Source organism: Streptococcus sp. VT 162 (assembly GCA_000688775.2).
Taxonomy (GTDB): domain Bacteria; phylum Bacillota; class Bacilli; order Lactobacillales; family Streptococcaceae; genus Streptococcus.
Map to the genome: position 1 here is coordinate 430,569 of CP007628.2, position 17,506 is coordinate 448,074.

The following is a 17,506-nucleotide window of genomic DNA, read 5'->3' on the forward strand; positions in this document are numbered from 1 at the left end:
GGAAACTAGGATGAAAGAGATTATTGAAAAATTAGCAAAATTTGAAAATTTGACAGGTGTGGAAATGACGGATGTCATTGAGCGTATCGTAACTGGGCGTGTAACCGAAGCGCAGATTGCTTCTCTTCTCTTGGCACTTAAGATGAAGGGGGAAACACCGGAAGAGCGCACAGCCATTGCACAAGTCATGAGAGGACATGCCCAACATATTCCAACTGAGATTCATGACGCCATGGACAACTGTGGTACAGGTGGAGACAAGTCCTTCAGCTTTAACATTTCGACCACTGCAGCCTTTGTCTTGGCTGGTGGCGGCATTCATATGGCCAAGCACGGTAACCGCTCGATTTCTTCTAAATCGGGTTCGGCAGATGTCCTTCAAGCATTGGGCATCAATCTTGACCTCAAACCAGCTGAACTCGGTAAGGTATTTGATAGAACTGGCATCGTCTTTCTCTTTGCCAAAAATATGCACCCAGCTATGAAATACATCATGCCAGCTCGTTTGGAGTTGGGAATTCCAACGATTATGAACTTGACTGGTCCACTGATTCACCCAATGGCCTTGGAAACACAGCTTCTTGGAATTAGTCGTCCAGAACTGCTAGAAAGTACAGCTCAGGTATTGAAAAATATGGGTCGCAAACGTGCCATCGTGGTTGCTGGACCAGAAGGGCTTGATGAAGCTGGCTTGAACGGAACAACCAATATTGTTCTTCTTGAAAATGGCGAAATCACCTTGTCAAGCTTCACTCCAGAAGATTTGGGGATGGAACGTTACGCTATCGAAGATATTCGTGGAGGGAATGCTCAGGAAAATGCAGAAATTTTGCTTAGTGTTCTTAAAAACGAACCAAGCCCATTTTTGGAAACGACAGTTCTAAATGCTGGTCTTGGTTTCTATGCTAATGGTAAGGTTGCTAGTATCAAGGAAGGAGTTGCCTTGGCTCGTCAAGTGATTGCTAGTGGCAAGGCCCTTGAAAAACTCAGACTGTTACAGGAGTACCAAAAATGAGTCAGGAATTTTTAGCACGAATCTTGGAGCAGAAGGCGCGTGAAGTCGAGCAAATGGAGCTGGAGCAAATCCAGCCCTTGCGCCAGACCTATCGCTTGGCAGAATTTTTGAAGAATCATCAAGACCGCTTGCAGGTGATTGCAGAAGTCAAGAAAGCTAGCCCTAGTCTGGGAGATATCAATCTCGATGTGGATATTGTGCAACAGGCCCAGACTTATGAAGCAAATGGAGCAGTGATGATTTCGGTTTTGACAGATGAGATTTTCTTTAAAGGACATTTGGATTATCTGCGGGAGATTTCCAGTCAGGTGCAGATTCCGACGCTCAACAAGGACTTTATCATCGATGAAAAGCAAATTATCCGCGCTCGTAATGCAGGTGCGACAGTTATCTTGCTCATCGTCGCGGCCTTGTCAGAAGAACGTCTCAAGGAACTTTATGACTATGCTACAGAGCTTGGTCTGGAAGTCTTGGTAGAGACTCACAATCTAGCTGAACTAGAAGTAGCCCACAGACTTGGAGCGGAGATTATCGGGGTCAATAACCGCAACTTGACCACCTTTGAAGTCGACTTGCAGACCAGTATAGACTTGGCCCAGCACTTTGAGGAAGGTCGCTATTACATTTCTGAATCTGCTATTTTCACAGGGCAGGATGCGGAACGACTAGCACCATACTTTAACGGAATTTTGGTGGGAACAGCTCTCATGAAGGCAGAAGATGTAGCCCAGAGAATCAAGGAGTTGCAGATTGACAAAGGTTAAGATTTGTGGATTATCGACCAAAGAAGCGGTAGAGACAGCCGTATCAGCAGGGGCAGACTATATCGGTTTTGTCTTCGCACCCAGTAAAAGACAGGTGACCTTGGAAGAGGCTGCTGAGCTGGCAAAGCTCATTCCTGTTAACGTTAAAAAGGTTGGTGTATTTGTTTCACCAAGTCGGGCAGAATTACTAGAAGCGATTGACAAAGTTGGCTTGGACTTGATTCAAGTTCATGGTCAGGTAGCGGATGATTTGTTTGAGGATCTGCCTTGTAGCAGTATTCAGGCCGTGCAGGTGGATGGAGAGGGGCATGTCCCCAATTCTCAGGCGGACTATTTACTCTTTGATGCCCCTGTGGCTGGGAGTGGTAAAACCTTTGACTGGGGTCAACTGGATACGTCTGGACTAGCCCAGCCATTTTTCATAGCAGGTGGGCTTAAGGAAGACAATGTAGCAAAAGCAATTCAACACTTTACTCCCTATGCAGTAGATGTATCGAGTGGAGTGGAGACAGATGGACAAAAAGATCATGAAAAGATTAGAAGATTTATAGAGAGGGTAAAGCATGGCATATCAAGAACCAAATAAAGATGGATTTTACGGAAAATTCGGCGGACGTTTCGTCCCAGAAACATTGATGACAGCAGTTTTGGAGTTAGAAAAAGCTTATCGTGAAAGTCAAGCAGACCCAAGTTTCCAAGAGGAATTAAACCAGCTCTTACGCCAGTATGTAGGACGTGAAACGCCTCTTTACTACGCAAAAAACTTGACCCAGCATATTGGCGGAGCCAAGATTTACCTCAAGCGTGAAGACCTCAACCATACAGGGGCCCACAAGATTAACAATGCCTTGGGACAGGTTCTTCTGGCTAAACGCATGGGTAAAAAGAAAATCATCGCTGAAACTGGTGCTGGTCAGCACGGTGTGGCAACTGCAACAGCTGCAGCCCTCTTTAACATGGAATGTACCATCTACATGGGTGAGGAAGATGTCAAACGCCAAGCCCTTAATGTCTTCCGTATGGAGCTTTTGGGAGCTAAGGTTGAGGCCGTGACAGATGGTTCGCGTGTGCTCAAGGATGCGGTTAATGCAGCCCTTCGTTCATGGGTGGCTAATATCGATGATACTCACTATATCCTTGGTTCTGCCTTGGGGCCTCATCCTTTCCCAGAAATCGTTCGTGACTTCCAAAGTGTCATCGGTCGAGAGGCTAAACAACAGTACCGTGACTTGACAGGTGAAAATCTACCAGATGCTCTAGTAGCCTGTGTTGGTGGTGGTTCTAATGCTATCGGTCTCTTCCATCCATTTGTAGAAGATGAGTCTGTAGCTATGTATGGGGCTGAGGCAGCAGGACTTGGTGTGGATACAGAGCATCACGCTGCGACCTTGACCAAGGGACGTCCAGGTGTCCTCCATGGTTCTCTCATGGATGTGCTTCAAGATGCTCATGGTCAAATTCTTGAAGCTTTCTCTATCTCAGCAGGTTTGGACTATCCTGGTATCGGTCCAGAACACTCTCACTACCACGATATCAAACGTGCCAGCTATGTTCCTGTGACAGACGAGGAAGCCTTGGAAGGATTCCAGCTCTTGTCTCGTGTGGAAGGGATTATTCCAGCCTTGGAATCTAGCCACGCCATTGCCTTTGCAGTGAAATTGGCCAAAGAACTTGGCCCAGACAAGTCGATGATTGTCTGCCTATCCGGTCGTGGGGACAAGGATGTAGTTCAAGTCAAAGACCGCTTGGAAGCAGACGCAGCAAAGAAGGGAGAAGCTCATGCCTAAGACACTAACAGAAAAATTAAATGCTATCAAAGCGACTGGAAAGGGAATTTTCGTTCCTTATATCATGGCTGGGGACCATGAGAAAGGTTTGGATGGTCTCGCTGAAACAATCCACTTTTTAGAAGATTTGGGTGTTTCAGCCATTGAAGTGGGTATTCCCTTTTCAGACCCTGTTGCAGATGGACCTGTGATCGAAGAAGCAGGCTTGCGCAGTCTAGCTCACGGGACGTCTACTCAGGCTTTGGTTGAAACCTTGAAAATCATTCAAACTGAGGTACCACTTGTCATCATGACCTACTTCAACCCCCTTTTTCAGTACGGTGTGAAGAAATTTGTCAAAGATTTGGCAGATACAGCAGTTAAGGGCTTGATTATTCCAGACCTGCCTCATGAACATGCCAATTTTGTAGAGCCATTTTTGGCAGACACAGACATCGCCTTGATTCCCCTAGTTAGTTTGACAACAGGGATTGATCGCCAAAAAGAGTTGATCAAGGGAGCAGAAGGCTTTGTCTATGCCGTTGCCATCAATGGGGTGACAGGGAAATCAGGCAATTACCGAGCAGACTTGGACAAGCACTTGGCACAATTGCATCAAGTAGCCGACATCCCAGTCTTGACAGGTTTTGGTGTATCTAGTCAAGCCGATGTCGAACGTTTCAATGCGGTGTCAGATGGCGTTATCGTCGGTTCGAAAATTGTAAAAGCTCTCCACCAAGGAGAGCCGATTCAGGACTTTATCAAACAAGCAGTAGCTTACCAAAAATAATCACACAAGCAGCAAGTAAGAGGAAAGGCACAAAAGGAAGTCTTTCCTTTTTCTTTTGAGGGTATAAGTTCATGAATGACAGTTGAATATTAGTTTGGGTATTGCTTATGAATGGTATCTATATAGTTGGTGAAATGTTTTAGGAAATGCTTAGGAGATATAACAGTGATGTATTTTCCAAAAGCAAGCAAGGTATTGTATCCCCAATCATTGTCGTTTAACGGATAAATAATCTCGTAAATATCGCTATTAATAGGTTTTATGGCATTATAGCCTAAGAGTTCCACAAATCGATCAAGAACAATTTTCTGGACATGCAGGATGACAGGTACTTTGTTTTCATTCATCCATGTACCACCATCATAGGGAAGTGGTGTAAAATGTCTTTTTGAAAAAGTATCAGAGAGAGTAAGTTCACTAATTCTGGCAACTTTAAAAACAGAAAAACGCGCTTTTTCAGTATCGTAGGCATCCATATACCAACTCCGGTCCTTATAGACAATACGGTAAGGCTCACAATTTTTTTGACTCACCAGTCCTTGTGAATTAATATAGGAAAATTTTATTTTTACTCTACCTCTGATAGCTTCCAATAACTTAAAAATCAAAGTTCGTATTTCCAAGTTCCCTTGAGATAGAGATAAATCAATTTCGAAATCAGAGTATGTATTGGTAGCATTTAATTTCAATATAGCATTGAAAGTAGAGGCATCTTCCAATACTTGATAACGGCTTTTTAAACCAGATTCGATTGAAAGCCGTTCGGATTGGGTCAGGGGAGGTTTGTCAGTTTGGAAGTCTTCCATAAGAAAAATGCCTCCATTTTTTCCTTTCATTACATAGAGAGGAATGCCTGCAAGAGATAAATCATCAATATCTCTCATAATAGTTCGGGTGCTGACTTTAAAAAGTTCTGATAATTCTTTAGATGTTGTTTTTCGTTTATTTACTAAATGAGAAATAATCCCCATTTGACGGTCAATTTTCATAATTTTCTCCTTAAATATGACAGATAGTTGTCATATTACTTTTGTTATGATTATACCATAAAGAAAGGAGTTCATATAATGAAACATCAAACTAAACCATCGTTTACCTTAGTTGGCAAGAGTATTTTGATAGAAGGAACTACAGTTCATGAACATCACTATTCTAAAGAGAAAACGGCACTCTATACTCAGTTATTTAAAGAAGGAATGCTAGGAAAATTGATGCCCCATTCCATAGATAAAAGAGGCTATGCTTTGATAGTTCCTCATAAAGATGGTATACAATACTACGCAGGAGTTGCGGCAAATAATGCTGTGGCAGGTTACGAAAGCATTCTTGTCCCAGAGAAAGATTATTTAGTAAGCTCAGCCAGTGGTGATAAATCAAGACTCTTGTTTGATAAATTGGAGGATAACTTTTTTGAGGGAGAATATAGTTCGCTTTACAATGATGGAATTATCTTAGAAATACTTTTAAACGGTAATCCCATGGATGCAGAAGTTGAGCTTTGGGTTCCTAATTCAACAAACTAATAAGAACTGATAGAAAATTATTATAGTCGCAGCAAGTAAGAGGAAAGGCACGAAAGGCAGTCTTTCCTTTTTCTTTTGCGAAAGAAAGGCTAAAATCCCTGCCACAGAAGCAAACTGGACCAAGATGAGTAATTCTGTCACGCTAAAGACGAGCGCACAAGAAGCCAGAAAGAGAAAATCCCCTGCGCCCATGCGGATATCAATAAAATGAGCCATGATTCCGAGGACAAGAAAGAAGACCATAACCAGATTCCAACCACAGAAAGCCATGAGGATTAGGTGGAAAGTTAGCCAAACCATTAAGGGATATTCCTGATGGCGAAAGTCGTAGATTCCTAGGGTCAAGCCAGCAGTGATTAGGATGACTTGACCAAAGGAAATCCAACCCAAAGACCAAGTCAGAAAGAGGATTCCTAAGCCGAGTTCAAAGAGGGCATACCAGAATGGATAGCGAATCTTGCAGTAGCGACAGCGAAAGCGATTGAAGACCTGCGAAAGGATAGGAATCAAATCTAAGGGACGCAAGCGAGTCTGACAGGAATTGCAGTGACTAGCTGGTCGGATAATGGATTGCTCAGGAAAACGGTCAATGACTAAACCGAGAAAGGAAGCGAGAATGCTCCCGACAAGAAAAAAATAAAGATCAATCATACTTATCTATTCGTAAAAAATAGAAGAAGTAGTATAATAAAGAAACATTGATAAGATGGTGAGGTCAAGATGATGATTCGTTTTGAAGAAAATGTGAGCATAGAAAATGCTCAGCTCGTATGCCAATGGTCTAACTCCCTTGGCAAATCCTTTCAAGAACAATGGATGGGAACAATGATTCCTTTTCCCTTAACAATTCAAATCTTGCAAGATTTGGAAGGAATCTTTTCAATCTTTGATGGACAAGAGTTTGTGGGGCTTATCCAGAAAATCAGGCTAGAAGACAGGAATCTTCATATCGGGAGATTTTTTATCAATCCCCAGAAACAGGGGCAGGGCTTAGGTAGCCAAGCTTTAAGGAAATTTGTTAGTTTGGCCTTTGAAAATGAAGACATAGACACTATTTCTCTAAATGTCTACGAGGCAAATCAAACAGCTTACAAGCTTTACCAAAAAGAAGGATTTGAAACCGTTCAAATGGTTGAAGTACCTATACGAAAATACATCATGAAAAAGGGCAGATAACAGTCACGGGGGGCTAGAGTCCCAAGGATTTTTAAGGAAAAGGAAGTTCTCTTTCAAAGTTAGAAACAAGACTTCTATGATTTCTTAGATAGAGGAGATAAACACGTCGAGACCTAGAAAAATACGAATCTTGCTCGCTTCTGTACTTGCCTTAGTTGTTGGTATCACTCTTTATTCTCAGTATCAAAGCCACCAAGAACGGTTCCAATTAAAGACCTCCTTTGAAGAAAAGGACACTATAGCCGTCTTAAAACATTTAACGGCGTCAGGAAAATATGCGTCTGACATGCGAAAAGCTGGCTATATTGTTCCTCCCGACGGTGCCATTCGCTTGGATGGAGGAATTGACTCCATAGGGATAAAAGGAGACATCGATTTGAAAATGTCGAATCCTAGAAGGGATGAAGTCTCGGTTTTATTTGAAACAATGGTAAATGAGGAAAAAATAGATGCCTACTATATTTTAGATCATCAATTTACTCTAAAACGTAGTTACTATTCTTATATTAGTAATCAAAATAAAGAAAGTGTGACGATATCTCAAGCCGAAGAAGAACGCTTGTTAAAGATTGTTCAAAAAGAGTTGAAAGCTTTTCTAGATAAGATGTATCAGACTTTATATGGTTGATGGCACTATTGAGAAACTAACACGAGATCTTGTTTAGAATGTCAACGAAGATGAGAAAGGAGGTACAAGAATGTTCACAGAATTACTCTTTATTGTCTCTTTACTGTTACTTTTACGTTTTTTTAAAAGTAGGCGCTCACGAATGATTATTGGAGTCTTGTATAGTTTGCTATTAGTTTGGTTTGTCTTTTCCGTTTTGAACTATGGCAAATACACTCTTCAACCAGGTCAATCCGTCAATTTAAGAGTAAATCCCAGAACGCAAGATTTGGAATACTATTCACTCTTCATCTTGAAGAAAAATGATTCAAGTAAAATTAAATTAACTGGCTCTAGTGTTTGGAGTGAGAGTAATGGTGATGTTTACTATGAAGTAGAGGGACAAAAAATTATAAAAAGCCATGGTTTCGATGAGGAGGATGAAGAACTTCCAAACAATCAACCAGATATTTATTTAGAAAAAGATGGAGTTGTTGTGAGTTACCAAGGTGAAAAAGTATTTGACGCCACCAATAACAAGCCCTACACGATAACCATTACCAACGTAGACAAGAAACCAGCCCAATTTGAAGCACAGGTGGTGGATAAATAAGCCAGTCTAGTAGTGTGCAACCTTTTAAATGTTGTATCTTTAAAAGGAGCTATTATTTTAAACAAGCAAAAAAGTCTTGATTCCAAGGCTTTTTCTGTTGACAATACCTTTTAGCGAAAATTGGGAAGCGTGTTTAGAATCCGATCTACAAAAAAAGAGGACATTTACGGTCCTCTTTTTGACTACTATAATGAAAAGGTCAATTAACGTTTAGCCTTATTTTTCATCTTTGTGAAGCATGTTTTTAACACCTTCAATAGCGCCTTCGACAGCGTCTTTTGCATCTTCAGCAACTTCTTTTACTTTAGAAACAACTTTTTCAGCTGTTCCTTCTTTTTCCATTTTTTCATCGCCGATCATTTTGCCGACACCTTCTTTAATGGAACCTTTTGCTTGGTTTAATTTTTCTTCTGTTGACATGATTCTGCCTCCTTTAAATTGATTGATTTTGATTAGATGAATTAGTGTACGCGAGCATTTTCCTTTGTTTCGCCTTTAACGGCTTCAACACCTTCGCCTACTTTTTCTTGAACAGCAGCAACACCTGAACCGATACCAGATTTCACTTTTTCAAATTGTTCTGAAGCAAATTCTCCTGTTGAAGAAGCCACGTCAGTTACTCGGTCTTGGAGGCTTACTGAATCTGCTTCATGCTGTTCCTTCGTTTTGATATCAACAACATTCACATTGACTTCAACTACTTCTAGATCAGTCATTTTTGTAACTTGTGATACGACAACATCTTTGATTTCTTTGTACAAAGCAGGGACATTCTTTTGGTACTCAACAACAATGTTCAAGTCAACTGCAACTTGCTCTTTCCCAACTTCAACATTGACACCATGAGTGACATTATCTGTATTGATAATTTTTTCTGTTAGATTAGAGAAGAATCCTCCATCCACATCCAAAAGTCCAGGTACTTTTTCAAGTGAAAGACCAATGATTTTTTGGATTACTTTATCCTCATAAGTGAGTTCCCCTTTAACATCTTGAGAAACAACAGCGACATCTTTTTTTTCTACATTTTTATCTACGTTTGACATACGAGACTCCTTTATTTATTTAAATATTTTTCCTTAACATAGTATCCTGCAAATGCTCCTAAGGCTCCACAAATTAGTACAAATAGTGTTTTGAAAAAGCCAAAGGATAAGATAAAGCAAGCGAGAATGACACCTACTAAACCTGCAATAATTGGATACTGATATTTTTTAAACCATTCCATTTTTACTTCCTTACTTTACACGACTAACAGTCTTTTTGGTCGTTTTTTGAGGTTCAACTTCTTTTACTTTAACTTCAAGTTTTACCTCACGTTCAATACCAAAGAACTGCTTTAATCCATGAGTTATTTCATTCTGAATGACTAGACATCGATTTGAGATGTTGTCTGAAGGAAGAATTTTACCTTCTACAGTAACGAAACATTTATTTTTGCGGCTATTTACATGGACCGTTGGTTCTTTCATCAACTGATGATCAATAACCAAACATCGAACAAAGCCTTCGATAGCTGAATTTTTTAGTTTTAATGTATCTTCTTGAGTTTCTAATTGGATCTCTAGATATTGTTTAGGATAAAAGAGTATCACTAAGATTGAAATTAACACTAAAACAGATAGGACAAGTGTCCCCCAAAAGACATATCTAGCAATCAGGAATTCAGCGTAGAGTTCTCTCCAACTGAATAAGTGGATTCCTAAATCACTGACCTGATGATAATCTATGAGAATAGGAAGGAAAATAGTCAAGATTAAGATACAGAAAATAAGTAACAATATTTTCTTTGATTTTGACATATTAAATCCTTTCAAATGAAAAGCTTAAACCATAATTTTACCCGTCTACAGTATTCAAAATTATGGCTTATCACTTTTAATGTTCTACTAGGTAATGCTTATTTTTTACCAAATAGAAATGAAACGACTGCAACAACAATCACTGCACCTACGATTGACGGAATAATAGCCATTCCAGCCAATGAAGGTCCCCAGCTTCCTAGAAGTGATTGCCCTACAGATGAACCGATAAGACCTGCAAAGATATTTGCAATCAATCCCATTGAACCACCTTTTTTAGTGATTGCACCTGCGATGAGACCAATAAGACCTCCTACAATAATGGACCACAACATAGTGTATCCTCCTTTTCTATTTCTAAATCAAAGAATCAACATCTTTGATTGAACTAATTATATACTATCTCAACTTGGAAGCATAATAGTTCGTCTTAAAAACCGTACTGTAAACATGTACTCTAGATACGGATAAATAAGAAAAGCTTGATGCTACTGAGTTTCTAGGTGATGAAGCGAGTCTTTTCATCGCAAGCAAAAGTCGTTGTAAGAGGATAAATACACTCTATGTGGTATAATTGCATGAAGATTGAAAGACAATCATTTAGTTTATTATAAAGAAAGAAAAGTTATACATGAGAGATTTATTATCGAAAAAAAGTCATAGACAATTAGAATTATTAGAATTACTATTTGAAAACAAACGCTGGTTTCATATTTCAGAACTAGCAGAATTATTGCACTGTACAGAACGTTCCGTAAAAGATGACTTGTCCCAAGTCAGATCTTCTTTTCCTGACCTGATATTTCATTCCTCAACAAACGGCATCCGTATCATTAACACTGATGATAGTGATATTGAGATGGTCTATCATCATTTTTTTAAGCATTCAACCCACTTTTCAATTTTAGAATTCGTCTTCTTTAATGAAGGATGTGATACTGATAGTATCTGCAGAGAGTTTTATATCAGTTCTTCCTCTCTTTATCGTATCATCCGTCACATTAATAAAATTATTAAGAAACAATATCGTTTTGAAATAAGCCTCAATCCAGTTCGAATCACTGGAAATGAGATTGATATCCGTTACTTTTTTGCTCAGTATTTTTCAGAGAAATATTATTTCCTTGAATGGCCTTTTGAAGATTTTTCAGTAGAACCCTTGTGTAAGCTGTTGGCACTGGTCTATAAAGAAACTGCATTTCCAGTCAATTTCGCAACTCAACGAATGTTAAAGTTACTCCTCGTTACAAATTTATACCGCATTAAGTTTGGTCATTTCTTGGAAGTTGAGAAAAATTCTTTTAACAACCAATTGTTGGAATCTTTCATGCAGGCAGAAGGAATTGACGAGATTGTAGCGAGCTTTGACTCTGAATATCATATCTCTCTGAATAAAGAAGTGATCGGTCAATTATTTGTATCCTATTTTCAAAAAATGTTTTTCATAGATGAAGAAGTATTTCTCAACCATGCAAAAACAGACAGCTATGTGAAAAAATCGTATCAGTTATTGGGAGATCTAGTAGATCAGGTATCAAGAGAGTATAATCTCCAAGTAGACAATAAAGATAATCTGATTTGGCATATGCATAATACAGCACATCTGCATCGCCAGGAATTATCGACAGAGTTTATCCTATTTGATCAAAAAGGTAATACAATCAAGAACTTTCAAAATATTTTCCCTCGCTTTGTTTCAGAGGTGAAGGAAGGGATTGAACATTATCTAGAGGCTTTGGATATGGATCGTAATTCAATGAAGGTCAATCATTTGTCTTATACTTTTATCACTCATAGCAAACACTTGGTGCTAAATCTTTTACAAAATCAACCTAAATTAAAGGTTTTGGTCATGAGTAATTTTGATCAGTATCATGCAAAATCAGTAGCCGAGACACTTTCTTACTATTGTAGTAACAATTTTGAACTGGAGGTTTGGGGTGAATTAGAGTTATCACTTGATTCTCTAAAAGAATCACCATACGACATCATTATTTCTAATTTTATTATTCCTCCTATTGAAAATAAGAGACTGATCTATTCTAATAATGTCAATACAGTTGCTCTCATCTCTTTGCTTAACGCAATGATGTTTATTCGATTGGACGAGTAACTAAGATTAACAAAAAAGCCTTGAAATCAAGGCTTTTTCTGTTGATGTTTCTTTCCTTACACGAACTTTTACATTGAGAATCAACTAGTTTTGAAGTACCTTTACTTAGTCATTAAAGGAAAATAGAGTCAGACTACTCACTGTTTGGTTTGAAACAATTTGATTTTATCGTCACAGTAAGTGATTAAATCTTGAGCTTTTTCAAAATTATATCCTTTTTCAGAAGCTGACTTCACTTTTTTTTCATCAAAATAGTAGCCAGTCAAACCTGTAATTTCTTCTGATAAGGTGAGGTAGTAGCCTGTTTTAATTCCCTCGTCTAGATCTTTTGAAAATGACTTCATCAAGCGTCCGAAGAGAGACTTTTTCGTCTTTTCATCACAGGAATCATTCCCCAATTTGGTTGAAATTAAACCTGGATGGTAAGAATTGATGGTGATGTTTGAACCTCTTAAGAAGAACTTTCTGGCTAGATAGCGTGTCATCCAAATAGTGTAAAGTTTAGAATTATTATAGGCCAATCCGGGATTATAATTGTTCTCAAATCCAAAGTCTAAATCCTTGACCTTGGCAAAATGATGCATATAGGAGGAGGTATTAATGATACGACCGTCAGGCGCTTTTTCTAACAAGGGGCTTAGCTCAGTTGTTAACGTATAGGGAATGAGAACGGATAACATAAAAGTCAACTCGACATTTTCAGCACTCGCTTTTCGTTCTTTTCCTGCATACAGTCCTGCATTGTTAAACAAGACATCGATACTTTGAAAGTCTCGCTTGATTTCTTCCACAAATCGATAAACATCGTCTAATTTTGAAAAATCTGCAAGGTAACTAGAAACTCTGCCTCTCAAGGAAACTGCCCGAACCTCTTGAAGCGCCAACTCAAGTTTTTGAGGGTTTCGACCATGGAGGATGATCTGATGACCTTCACTGGCCAGTTTCTTTGCCAAATGTTTCCCAATACCGTCAGTAGCACCTGTAATCAGAATCGTTTTGACCATCTTAGTCCTCCAAGAAAGTAATGAGTTCTTTTGAAAATTCGTCTGCATATTGGAAGATCGAACCGTGCCCTGCATTTGGATAGATAATCAGCTTACTATTTTCGATTTTCTCATGCATGTCATAGGAATTTTCCGTTGGAACCTGCATATCCTTGTCCCCGTTGACGATTAAGGTTGGTTGAGTGATAAATGTTAGATCGTCTTGAGGATCTTTCCCCCAACGTTTAATAGCTTTGAGTTGAGTTAGGAAACCAGGCACACTCATGTCTTTATCCGCAAATTCCTTTGTTCTCATACCCATTCGTCCTAGAACTTTCAAAGCTTCAATTTTCCCTTGTTTATCATGATTATAGAAGATATAGCGTTTAGGGTCGATGCGCTCGAGTCCAGCTTTAAACATATACTTAAATGTTTTCCCTGTTACCTTATCGATCTCTTTTCCACCTCGAGGTCCTGTTCCTGCCAAGATGAGACGGTTGACTAGATTAGGCTTGATTCTGACGATTTCTTGTGCAATCATACCTCCCATTGAAAGACCTAGGAGGTTGATTTTATCGTAACCAAGGGCTTGAATAAAGGCAATTGTCTGCTCAGCCATTCCAGGAATCGTCGAAGCAACTTTTCCCTGGCTGGCTCCTACTCCAGGAAGATCGACTACAATGACATGGTGCTTTTCAGCAATCAAGTCTAATAGTCTTGGATCCCAGTTATCTAGAGTTGCTGCCAAATGGACCAGCATCAGAAGAGGTAGTTTTGATTTGCCTTTACTGAGTTCGCGATAGGCAATTTGATTTCCTTGGACAGTGATGTATTGATTTTTAGTTGTAAGATATGACATTGTGTTTTCCTTTTTATTTCTTAAAGCTGAGGACTGTTTTTCCACGCGAGCGACCATTAGCGACCTTGTCTAAGGCGCTATTCACTTCTTCAAATGGATAAACTGTATCGATAGAGGGTTTGATTTCTAATTTACTAAAGAGGTCAGCTACCTCTTGTAATTGAGCGCCGTTGCTTTCTACAAAGATAAAATGGTAGTGAACGCCGTATTTGTCAGCCATCTTATCAAATTTGCGACCAGCTAAGCCAAGAATCATCTGTTTCCATTTTGGCAGATTCATGCGTTTGGCAAAGGCAGCGTTTGGCATGGCACGAAGTGAAACAAGATGACCACCTTTTTTCATGATAGACATTTGTTTTTCAGTTTCAGCTCCACCGAGAGTATCGAGGACATAATCAACCTGGCTAACAGTTTTTGTATAATCCTCTGTTTTGTAATCGATAAAGCGGTCTGCTCCTAGTTTCAAGACACGCTCTGCACTATCTCCAGAACCGTTGGTAATGACTTTCAAACCTTTTGCTTTGGCAATCGGAATGGCCATTCCACCAACTCCTCCAGTACCACCAGAAATAAAGATTGTTTTCCCAGCTTGAGCGCCCATGAGGTCAAAAGCCTGTATAATGGTTAAGGCAGTAAGAGGAACAGCAGCAGCTTCCTCGTCTGATAGATAGTCTGGAACCTTGGCTAAGGCTTGGCTATCGACAGCTAGGTATTCTGCAAAGGCGCCGACATGATCAAGTGGCAGACGGCCAAATACACGATCTCCGACCTGAAAGTTGTCAACTTGCTTGCCAATGCTTTCAACGATTCCAACTACTTCGTTACCTGCAGTTTGAGGAAGTTTGTAAGGAACAATCATCTTGACTTCACCACGAGAGATCATGTTATCGAGAGGATTAACCCCAGCTGCGGTGACTTTGATTAAAACTTCTTTGTCTGTGATACTTGGTTTAGCGATTTCTGTTATGTTCAGTGTGATATTATTTTTGTTATAAGTAGTGTGTTGTGCGGCTTTCATTGTCTTCTCTTTTCTTTTTTAACGCGACTGAGTATACTTGTATCTAATACAAGTATATGTTGTTTCAGGTAAAAACTGATTTGTTATCAAATCAGTTTCGGACTTGTTTGGCTTGTTTATATAGATTGTCAATGACATCTTCTAAAGTTTGATTTGCTAATTCCTTCTCTAATTGAGATTCGGCACTAGCGAAAAGCGGTGAAACTGCTCCTTGGATATGTTTTCCAACAGGGCAATCAGGATTGCTATTTTGATGAACAGGGAATAAACTAATGTGATTGATTTCTTGAGTAGCATAGTAGATCTCTAGTAAAGTCATTTTCTTTGGAGACTTACTGAGTTGATAACCTGTTTTTCCTTGCTGGGAATGAATCAAATCTGCATTTTTCAATAAGGCAATCACCTTTCGAATGTAACTAGCGTTGGTCCCGACGCTCTCAGCCAGTGCTTGTGAACTTAAGGTATCCTTGCTTTCACTAATCATGGTTAGGATGTGCAAGGCTACTGAAAATTTCGTATCCATATAAACTCCTTTAGATAACTTGTATCTGATACAAGAACAAGTATAGCACAAATAAAAAGAAAAGCAAGACTTTTGTTTTAAATTAAAAAAAATTTTTTGAAGAGTGTCATCAGATTAGAGATGTTTGGTAAGAAAGTTCATAATCAAATGGGAGGATAAACTTGTTTTAAAGAAACAGAATCTCCCCTCTCTGCTTGATTAAACATATCTTAGTTTGTGCCTAGTAAACTTTGTTTCATAATCTAATTATATGTTATTTCATTCCGTTTTTTTGTTCTTTTCAAAGCGTTATGAGGACTTGAAACTTATTTTATAATTTTTAATTAGTAAAATGTTGAATTATAGTGAGTATTGTGTCACAATAGATAGTATATAAATCATTAATAGAATAGAAATAATACTTTCTTACCTTTACAAGTAGTATTGGTTACACATTTTTTCGTCTCAATTGTACTTATCTCTCAAGTTTAGTTAATTTTTATTAGCTTTGTTTTCGAATCAATAAAACAAATTTTAGAAGGGCATAAGACAAGATGGTGACATTACTACAGTCATTTCTAGTCACCATATGTTGCTGGCACAGGCTGTTTGTAGTGTTGGCTATTTACTAGTCAGTTTAATCGGAGTGTTTAATTTTTATTGTTGAAAGGTTTTTATATGGCGAAAATTCTATCTTTAGGTCTGACAGGTAAGAAATTACTTGCTCAGGGGTTCTTGTTTGTTCTGCTAGGTCTCATCTTGATGGTCACGGGGACTTGGTTGCCAGTAACGGTTATTCGACTGGTTCTGTTTTTAGCTTGGATAGCAACGGTCTTAGATTTAGTATTACGTATTTTCAAAAAAAGTCAGTCAACGGACACCTTGGGAGTTGCACTGGTTAAATTGTTAGTGCTGGGATATTTGCTTGGCTCCAATCTTGCGACGGATGTGCCGATTTATATTTTGGCTCTTGTGATTGGAGTTTATCAGATTTTTCATGCTAGTATTAACCTTGTCACCTATGTTCTCTACCGCAAAAACAAAATTCGACCTCGTTTTCGTCTCTTACTAGATGGACTCGTACTAGTTTTTCTTGGTGGGACTAGTCTTTTGTCCTCTACAGGAAATTCTGTCTTTCAACTCTTTGTATTAGGGGCTTATTTTTTCCTTTATGGTCTGTCCAATATCCGTGATGGTTTCTTGTTTGAGGAGGAAATTGGGAAAAACCATCTCAAACGTCGCATTAGAATTAGCTTACCTATTGTCCTAGCCGCTCTCATCCCTGCAAGAACTTTAGCAAAAATCAACAAATTCATGCAGGAAAATGCTGATGAGAGAGAGGATATCCATCTTGGAATGGTGAAGTCTGGTAAGACAGCGGAGCTTGAAATTTTTGTTCATACAGCTGAGACCTCTCTGTTTTCGGCAATTGGTCATGTGGATATCTGCTATCAAGGCCGTGTTATTTCTTATGGCAACTATGATCCGTCTTCTGAGACCTTATTTGGCATGGTAGGAGATGGTGTCTTATATTTCTGTGATCGTGACAAGTACATTGACCTATGTAAACGTGAGAGTCAAAAAACGCTTTTTGGTTATGGGATAGATTTGACGCCTGAAATGGAAAAAGCAGTTCAGAAAAAGTTGGCTGAATTGAAACAACTGACGATTCCATGGGAGCCAAGTGCAGATAAAATCATGACAGGTGATGGTAAGGAAGACTACACCTACGCTTATAAAATCAGACATGAGACAGATGGGGAACTTTATAAATTTATCAAATCTAAGTTTAAATCCTACTTTGTCTTATCTACAAACTGTGTGCTCTTGGCTGATACCATAGTCGGTCAGGCTGGCACCGATATCCTCTCACCCAAAGGATTTATCGCTCCAGGAACTTACCAAGCCTACCTTAATCGAGAGTTTGAAAAACCAAATAGTATAGTCGTATCTAAACATGTTTATTAAGGAGAAT

General features: G+C 39.0%; 22 protein-coding genes. 11 read left to right on the forward strand and 11 right to left on the reverse strand.

Going from position 1 to position 17,506, the window contains the following annotated elements; translation table 11 throughout:
* Nucleotides 1-10 precede the first annotated feature (10 nt).
* Genes V470_02110 through V470_02130 form a run of 5 tightly spaced genes read left to right on the forward strand, consistent with a single transcriptional unit; the run spans nucleotide 11 to nucleotide 4,335 of the window.
* Nucleotides 11-1,015: an anthranilate phosphoribosyltransferase gene (locus V470_02110; protein AHZ47238.1), complete on the forward strand. Its 1,005-nt coding sequence runs from the start codon at nucleotides 11-13 to the stop codon at nucleotides 1,013-1,015.
* Nucleotides 1,012-1,779 (forward strand): indole-3-glycerol phosphate synthase, encoded by a 768-nt coding sequence (locus V470_02115; GenBank protein AHZ47239.1) that lies wholly within the window; start codon nucleotides 1,012-1,014, stop codon nucleotides 1,777-1,779. Before V470_02110 ends, V470_02115 begins: the two co-directional genes overlap by 4 nt.
* Nucleotides 1,766-2,365 carry an N-(5'-phosphoribosyl)anthranilate isomerase gene (locus V470_02120; GenBank protein AHZ47240.1) on the forward strand — a complete coding sequence of 200 codons (600 nt, stop codon included), beginning with the start codon at nucleotides 1,766-1,768 and terminating at the stop codon, nucleotides 2,363-2,365. The genes V470_02115 and V470_02120 overlap by 14 nt, the downstream gene beginning before the upstream one ends.
* Nucleotides 2,343-3,566, forward strand: coding sequence for a tryptophan synthase subunit beta (locus tag V470_02125; protein ID AHZ47241.1), 1,224 nt, complete (start codon nucleotides 2,343-2,345; stop codon nucleotides 3,564-3,566). Before V470_02120 ends, V470_02125 begins: the two co-directional genes overlap by 23 nt.
* Entirely contained in the window at nucleotides 3,559-4,335 is a 777-nt protein-coding gene (locus V470_02130; GenBank protein AHZ47242.1) for a tryptophan synthase subunit alpha, read from the forward strand. Before V470_02125 ends, V470_02130 begins: the two co-directional genes overlap by 8 nt.
* Before the next feature lie 89 nt (nucleotides 4,336-4,424).
* Here the strand turns inward: V470_02130 and V470_02135 are convergent, their stop codons facing one another.
* Nucleotides 4,425-5,324, reverse strand: a complete 900-nt coding sequence (locus tag V470_02135; protein ID AHZ47243.1) for a transcriptional regulator — start codon at nucleotides 5,322-5,324, stop codon at nucleotides 4,425-4,427.
* Nucleotides 5,325-5,351: 27 nt separating this feature from the next.
* Here V470_02135 and V470_02140 point away from each other — a divergent pair, with 27 nt between their 5' ends.
* Nucleotides 5,352-5,858 (forward strand): hypothetical protein, encoded by a 507-nt coding sequence (locus V470_02140; protein ID AHZ47244.2) that lies wholly within the window; start codon nucleotides 5,352-5,354, stop codon nucleotides 5,856-5,858.
* On the opposite strand, the gene V470_02145 is transcribed toward V470_02140, so the two are convergent.
* A complete protein-coding gene (locus tag V470_02145; GenBank protein AHZ47245.1) occupies nucleotides 5,847-6,509 on the reverse strand; it encodes a peptidase in 663 nt (220 codons plus the stop codon). The genes V470_02140 and V470_02145 overlap by 12 nt on opposite strands.
* Before the next feature lie 69 nt (nucleotides 6,510-6,578).
* Here V470_02145 and V470_02150 point away from each other — a divergent pair, with 69 nt between their 5' ends.
* The 3 genes from V470_02150 (at nucleotide 6,579) to V470_02160 (ending at nucleotide 8,254) form a co-directional block, all read left to right on the forward strand.
* The gene (locus V470_02150) at nucleotides 6,579-7,034 is read left to right on the forward strand and encodes a GNAT family acetyltransferase (GenBank protein AHZ47246.1); all 456 of its coding nucleotides are present in this window, start codon (nucleotides 6,579-6,581) and stop codon (nucleotides 7,032-7,034) included.
* Nucleotides 7,035-7,131: 97 nt separating this feature from the next.
* Nucleotides 7,132-7,662, forward strand: coding sequence for a thiol-disulfide isomerase (locus tag V470_10545; protein ID AJZ74442.1), 531 nt, complete (start codon nucleotides 7,132-7,134; stop codon nucleotides 7,660-7,662).
* A gap of 70 nt (nucleotides 7,663-7,732) precedes the next feature.
* Complete coding sequence (locus V470_02160) at nucleotides 7,733-8,254, forward strand: hypothetical protein (protein AHZ47248.1); 522 nt, start codon at nucleotides 7,733-7,735, stop codon at nucleotides 8,252-8,254.
* 216 nt (nucleotides 8,255-8,470) lie between these two features.
* Here the strand turns inward: V470_02160 and V470_02165 are convergent, their stop codons facing one another.
* The 5 genes from V470_02165 to V470_02185 all read right to left on the reverse strand — a co-directional run bounded on the left by V470_02165 (nucleotide 8,471) and on the right by V470_02185 (nucleotide 10,391).
* Nucleotides 8,471-8,674 (reverse strand): hypothetical protein, encoded by a 204-nt coding sequence (locus V470_02165; protein AHZ47249.1) that lies wholly within the window; start codon nucleotides 8,672-8,674, stop codon nucleotides 8,471-8,473.
* Between the two features lie 41 nt (nucleotides 8,675-8,715).
* Nucleotides 8,716-9,300, reverse strand: coding sequence for a general stress protein (locus V470_02170; GenBank protein AHZ47250.1), 585 nt, complete (start codon nucleotides 9,298-9,300; stop codon nucleotides 8,716-8,718).
* Between the two features lie 11 nt (nucleotides 9,301-9,311).
* The gene (locus V470_02175) at nucleotides 9,312-9,482 is read right to left on the reverse strand and encodes a membrane protein (GenBank protein AHZ47251.1); all 171 of its coding nucleotides are present in this window, start codon (nucleotides 9,480-9,482) and stop codon (nucleotides 9,312-9,314) included.
* Between the two features lie 10 nt (nucleotides 9,483-9,492).
* Nucleotides 9,493-10,056, reverse strand: coding sequence for a membrane protein (locus V470_02180; GenBank protein ID AHZ47252.1), 564 nt, complete (start codon nucleotides 10,054-10,056; stop codon nucleotides 9,493-9,495).
* Between the two features lie 98 nt (nucleotides 10,057-10,154).
* Complete coding sequence (locus tag V470_02185) at nucleotides 10,155-10,391, reverse strand: membrane protein (GenBank protein AHZ47253.1); 237 nt, start codon at nucleotides 10,389-10,391, stop codon at nucleotides 10,155-10,157.
* A gap of 296 nt (nucleotides 10,392-10,687) precedes the next feature.
* Here V470_02185 and V470_02190 point away from each other — a divergent pair, with 296 nt between their 5' ends.
* Nucleotides 10,688-12,169 (forward strand): aspartate aminotransferase, encoded by a 1,482-nt coding sequence (locus tag V470_02190; protein ID AHZ47254.1) that lies wholly within the window; start codon nucleotides 10,688-10,690, stop codon nucleotides 12,167-12,169.
* A 137-nt stretch (nucleotides 12,170-12,306) separates the two neighbouring features.
* On the opposite strand, the gene V470_02195 is transcribed toward V470_02190, so the two are convergent.
* The 4 genes from V470_02195 to V470_02210 form a co-directional block, all read right to left on the reverse strand.
* Nucleotides 12,307-13,173, reverse strand: coding sequence for a dehydrogenase (locus V470_02195; GenBank protein ID AHZ47255.1), 867 nt, complete (start codon nucleotides 13,171-13,173; stop codon nucleotides 12,307-12,309).
* Between the two features lies 1 nt (nucleotide 13,174).
* The gene (locus tag V470_02200) at nucleotides 13,175-14,011 is read right to left on the reverse strand and encodes an alpha/beta hydrolase (protein ID AHZ47256.1); all 837 of its coding nucleotides are present in this window, start codon (nucleotides 14,009-14,011) and stop codon (nucleotides 13,175-13,177) included.
* 13 nt (nucleotides 14,012-14,024) lie between these two features.
* The gene (locus V470_02205; GenBank protein ID AHZ47257.1) at nucleotides 14,025-15,029 is read right to left on the reverse strand and encodes an oxidoreductase; all 1,005 of its coding nucleotides are present in this window, start codon (nucleotides 15,027-15,029) and stop codon (nucleotides 14,025-14,027) included.
* Nucleotides 15,030-15,120: 91 nt separating this feature from the next.
* Nucleotides 15,121-15,552 (reverse strand): transcriptional regulator, encoded by a 432-nt coding sequence (locus V470_02210; protein AHZ47258.1) that lies wholly within the window; start codon nucleotides 15,550-15,552, stop codon nucleotides 15,121-15,123.
* 657 nt (nucleotides 15,553-16,209) lie between these two features.
* Here V470_02210 and V470_02215 point away from each other — a divergent pair.
* A complete protein-coding gene (locus V470_02215) occupies nucleotides 16,210-17,499 on the forward strand; it encodes a membrane protein (GenBank protein ID AHZ47259.1) in 1,290 nt (429 codons plus the stop codon).
* Nucleotides 17,500-17,506 lie beyond the last annotated feature (7 nt).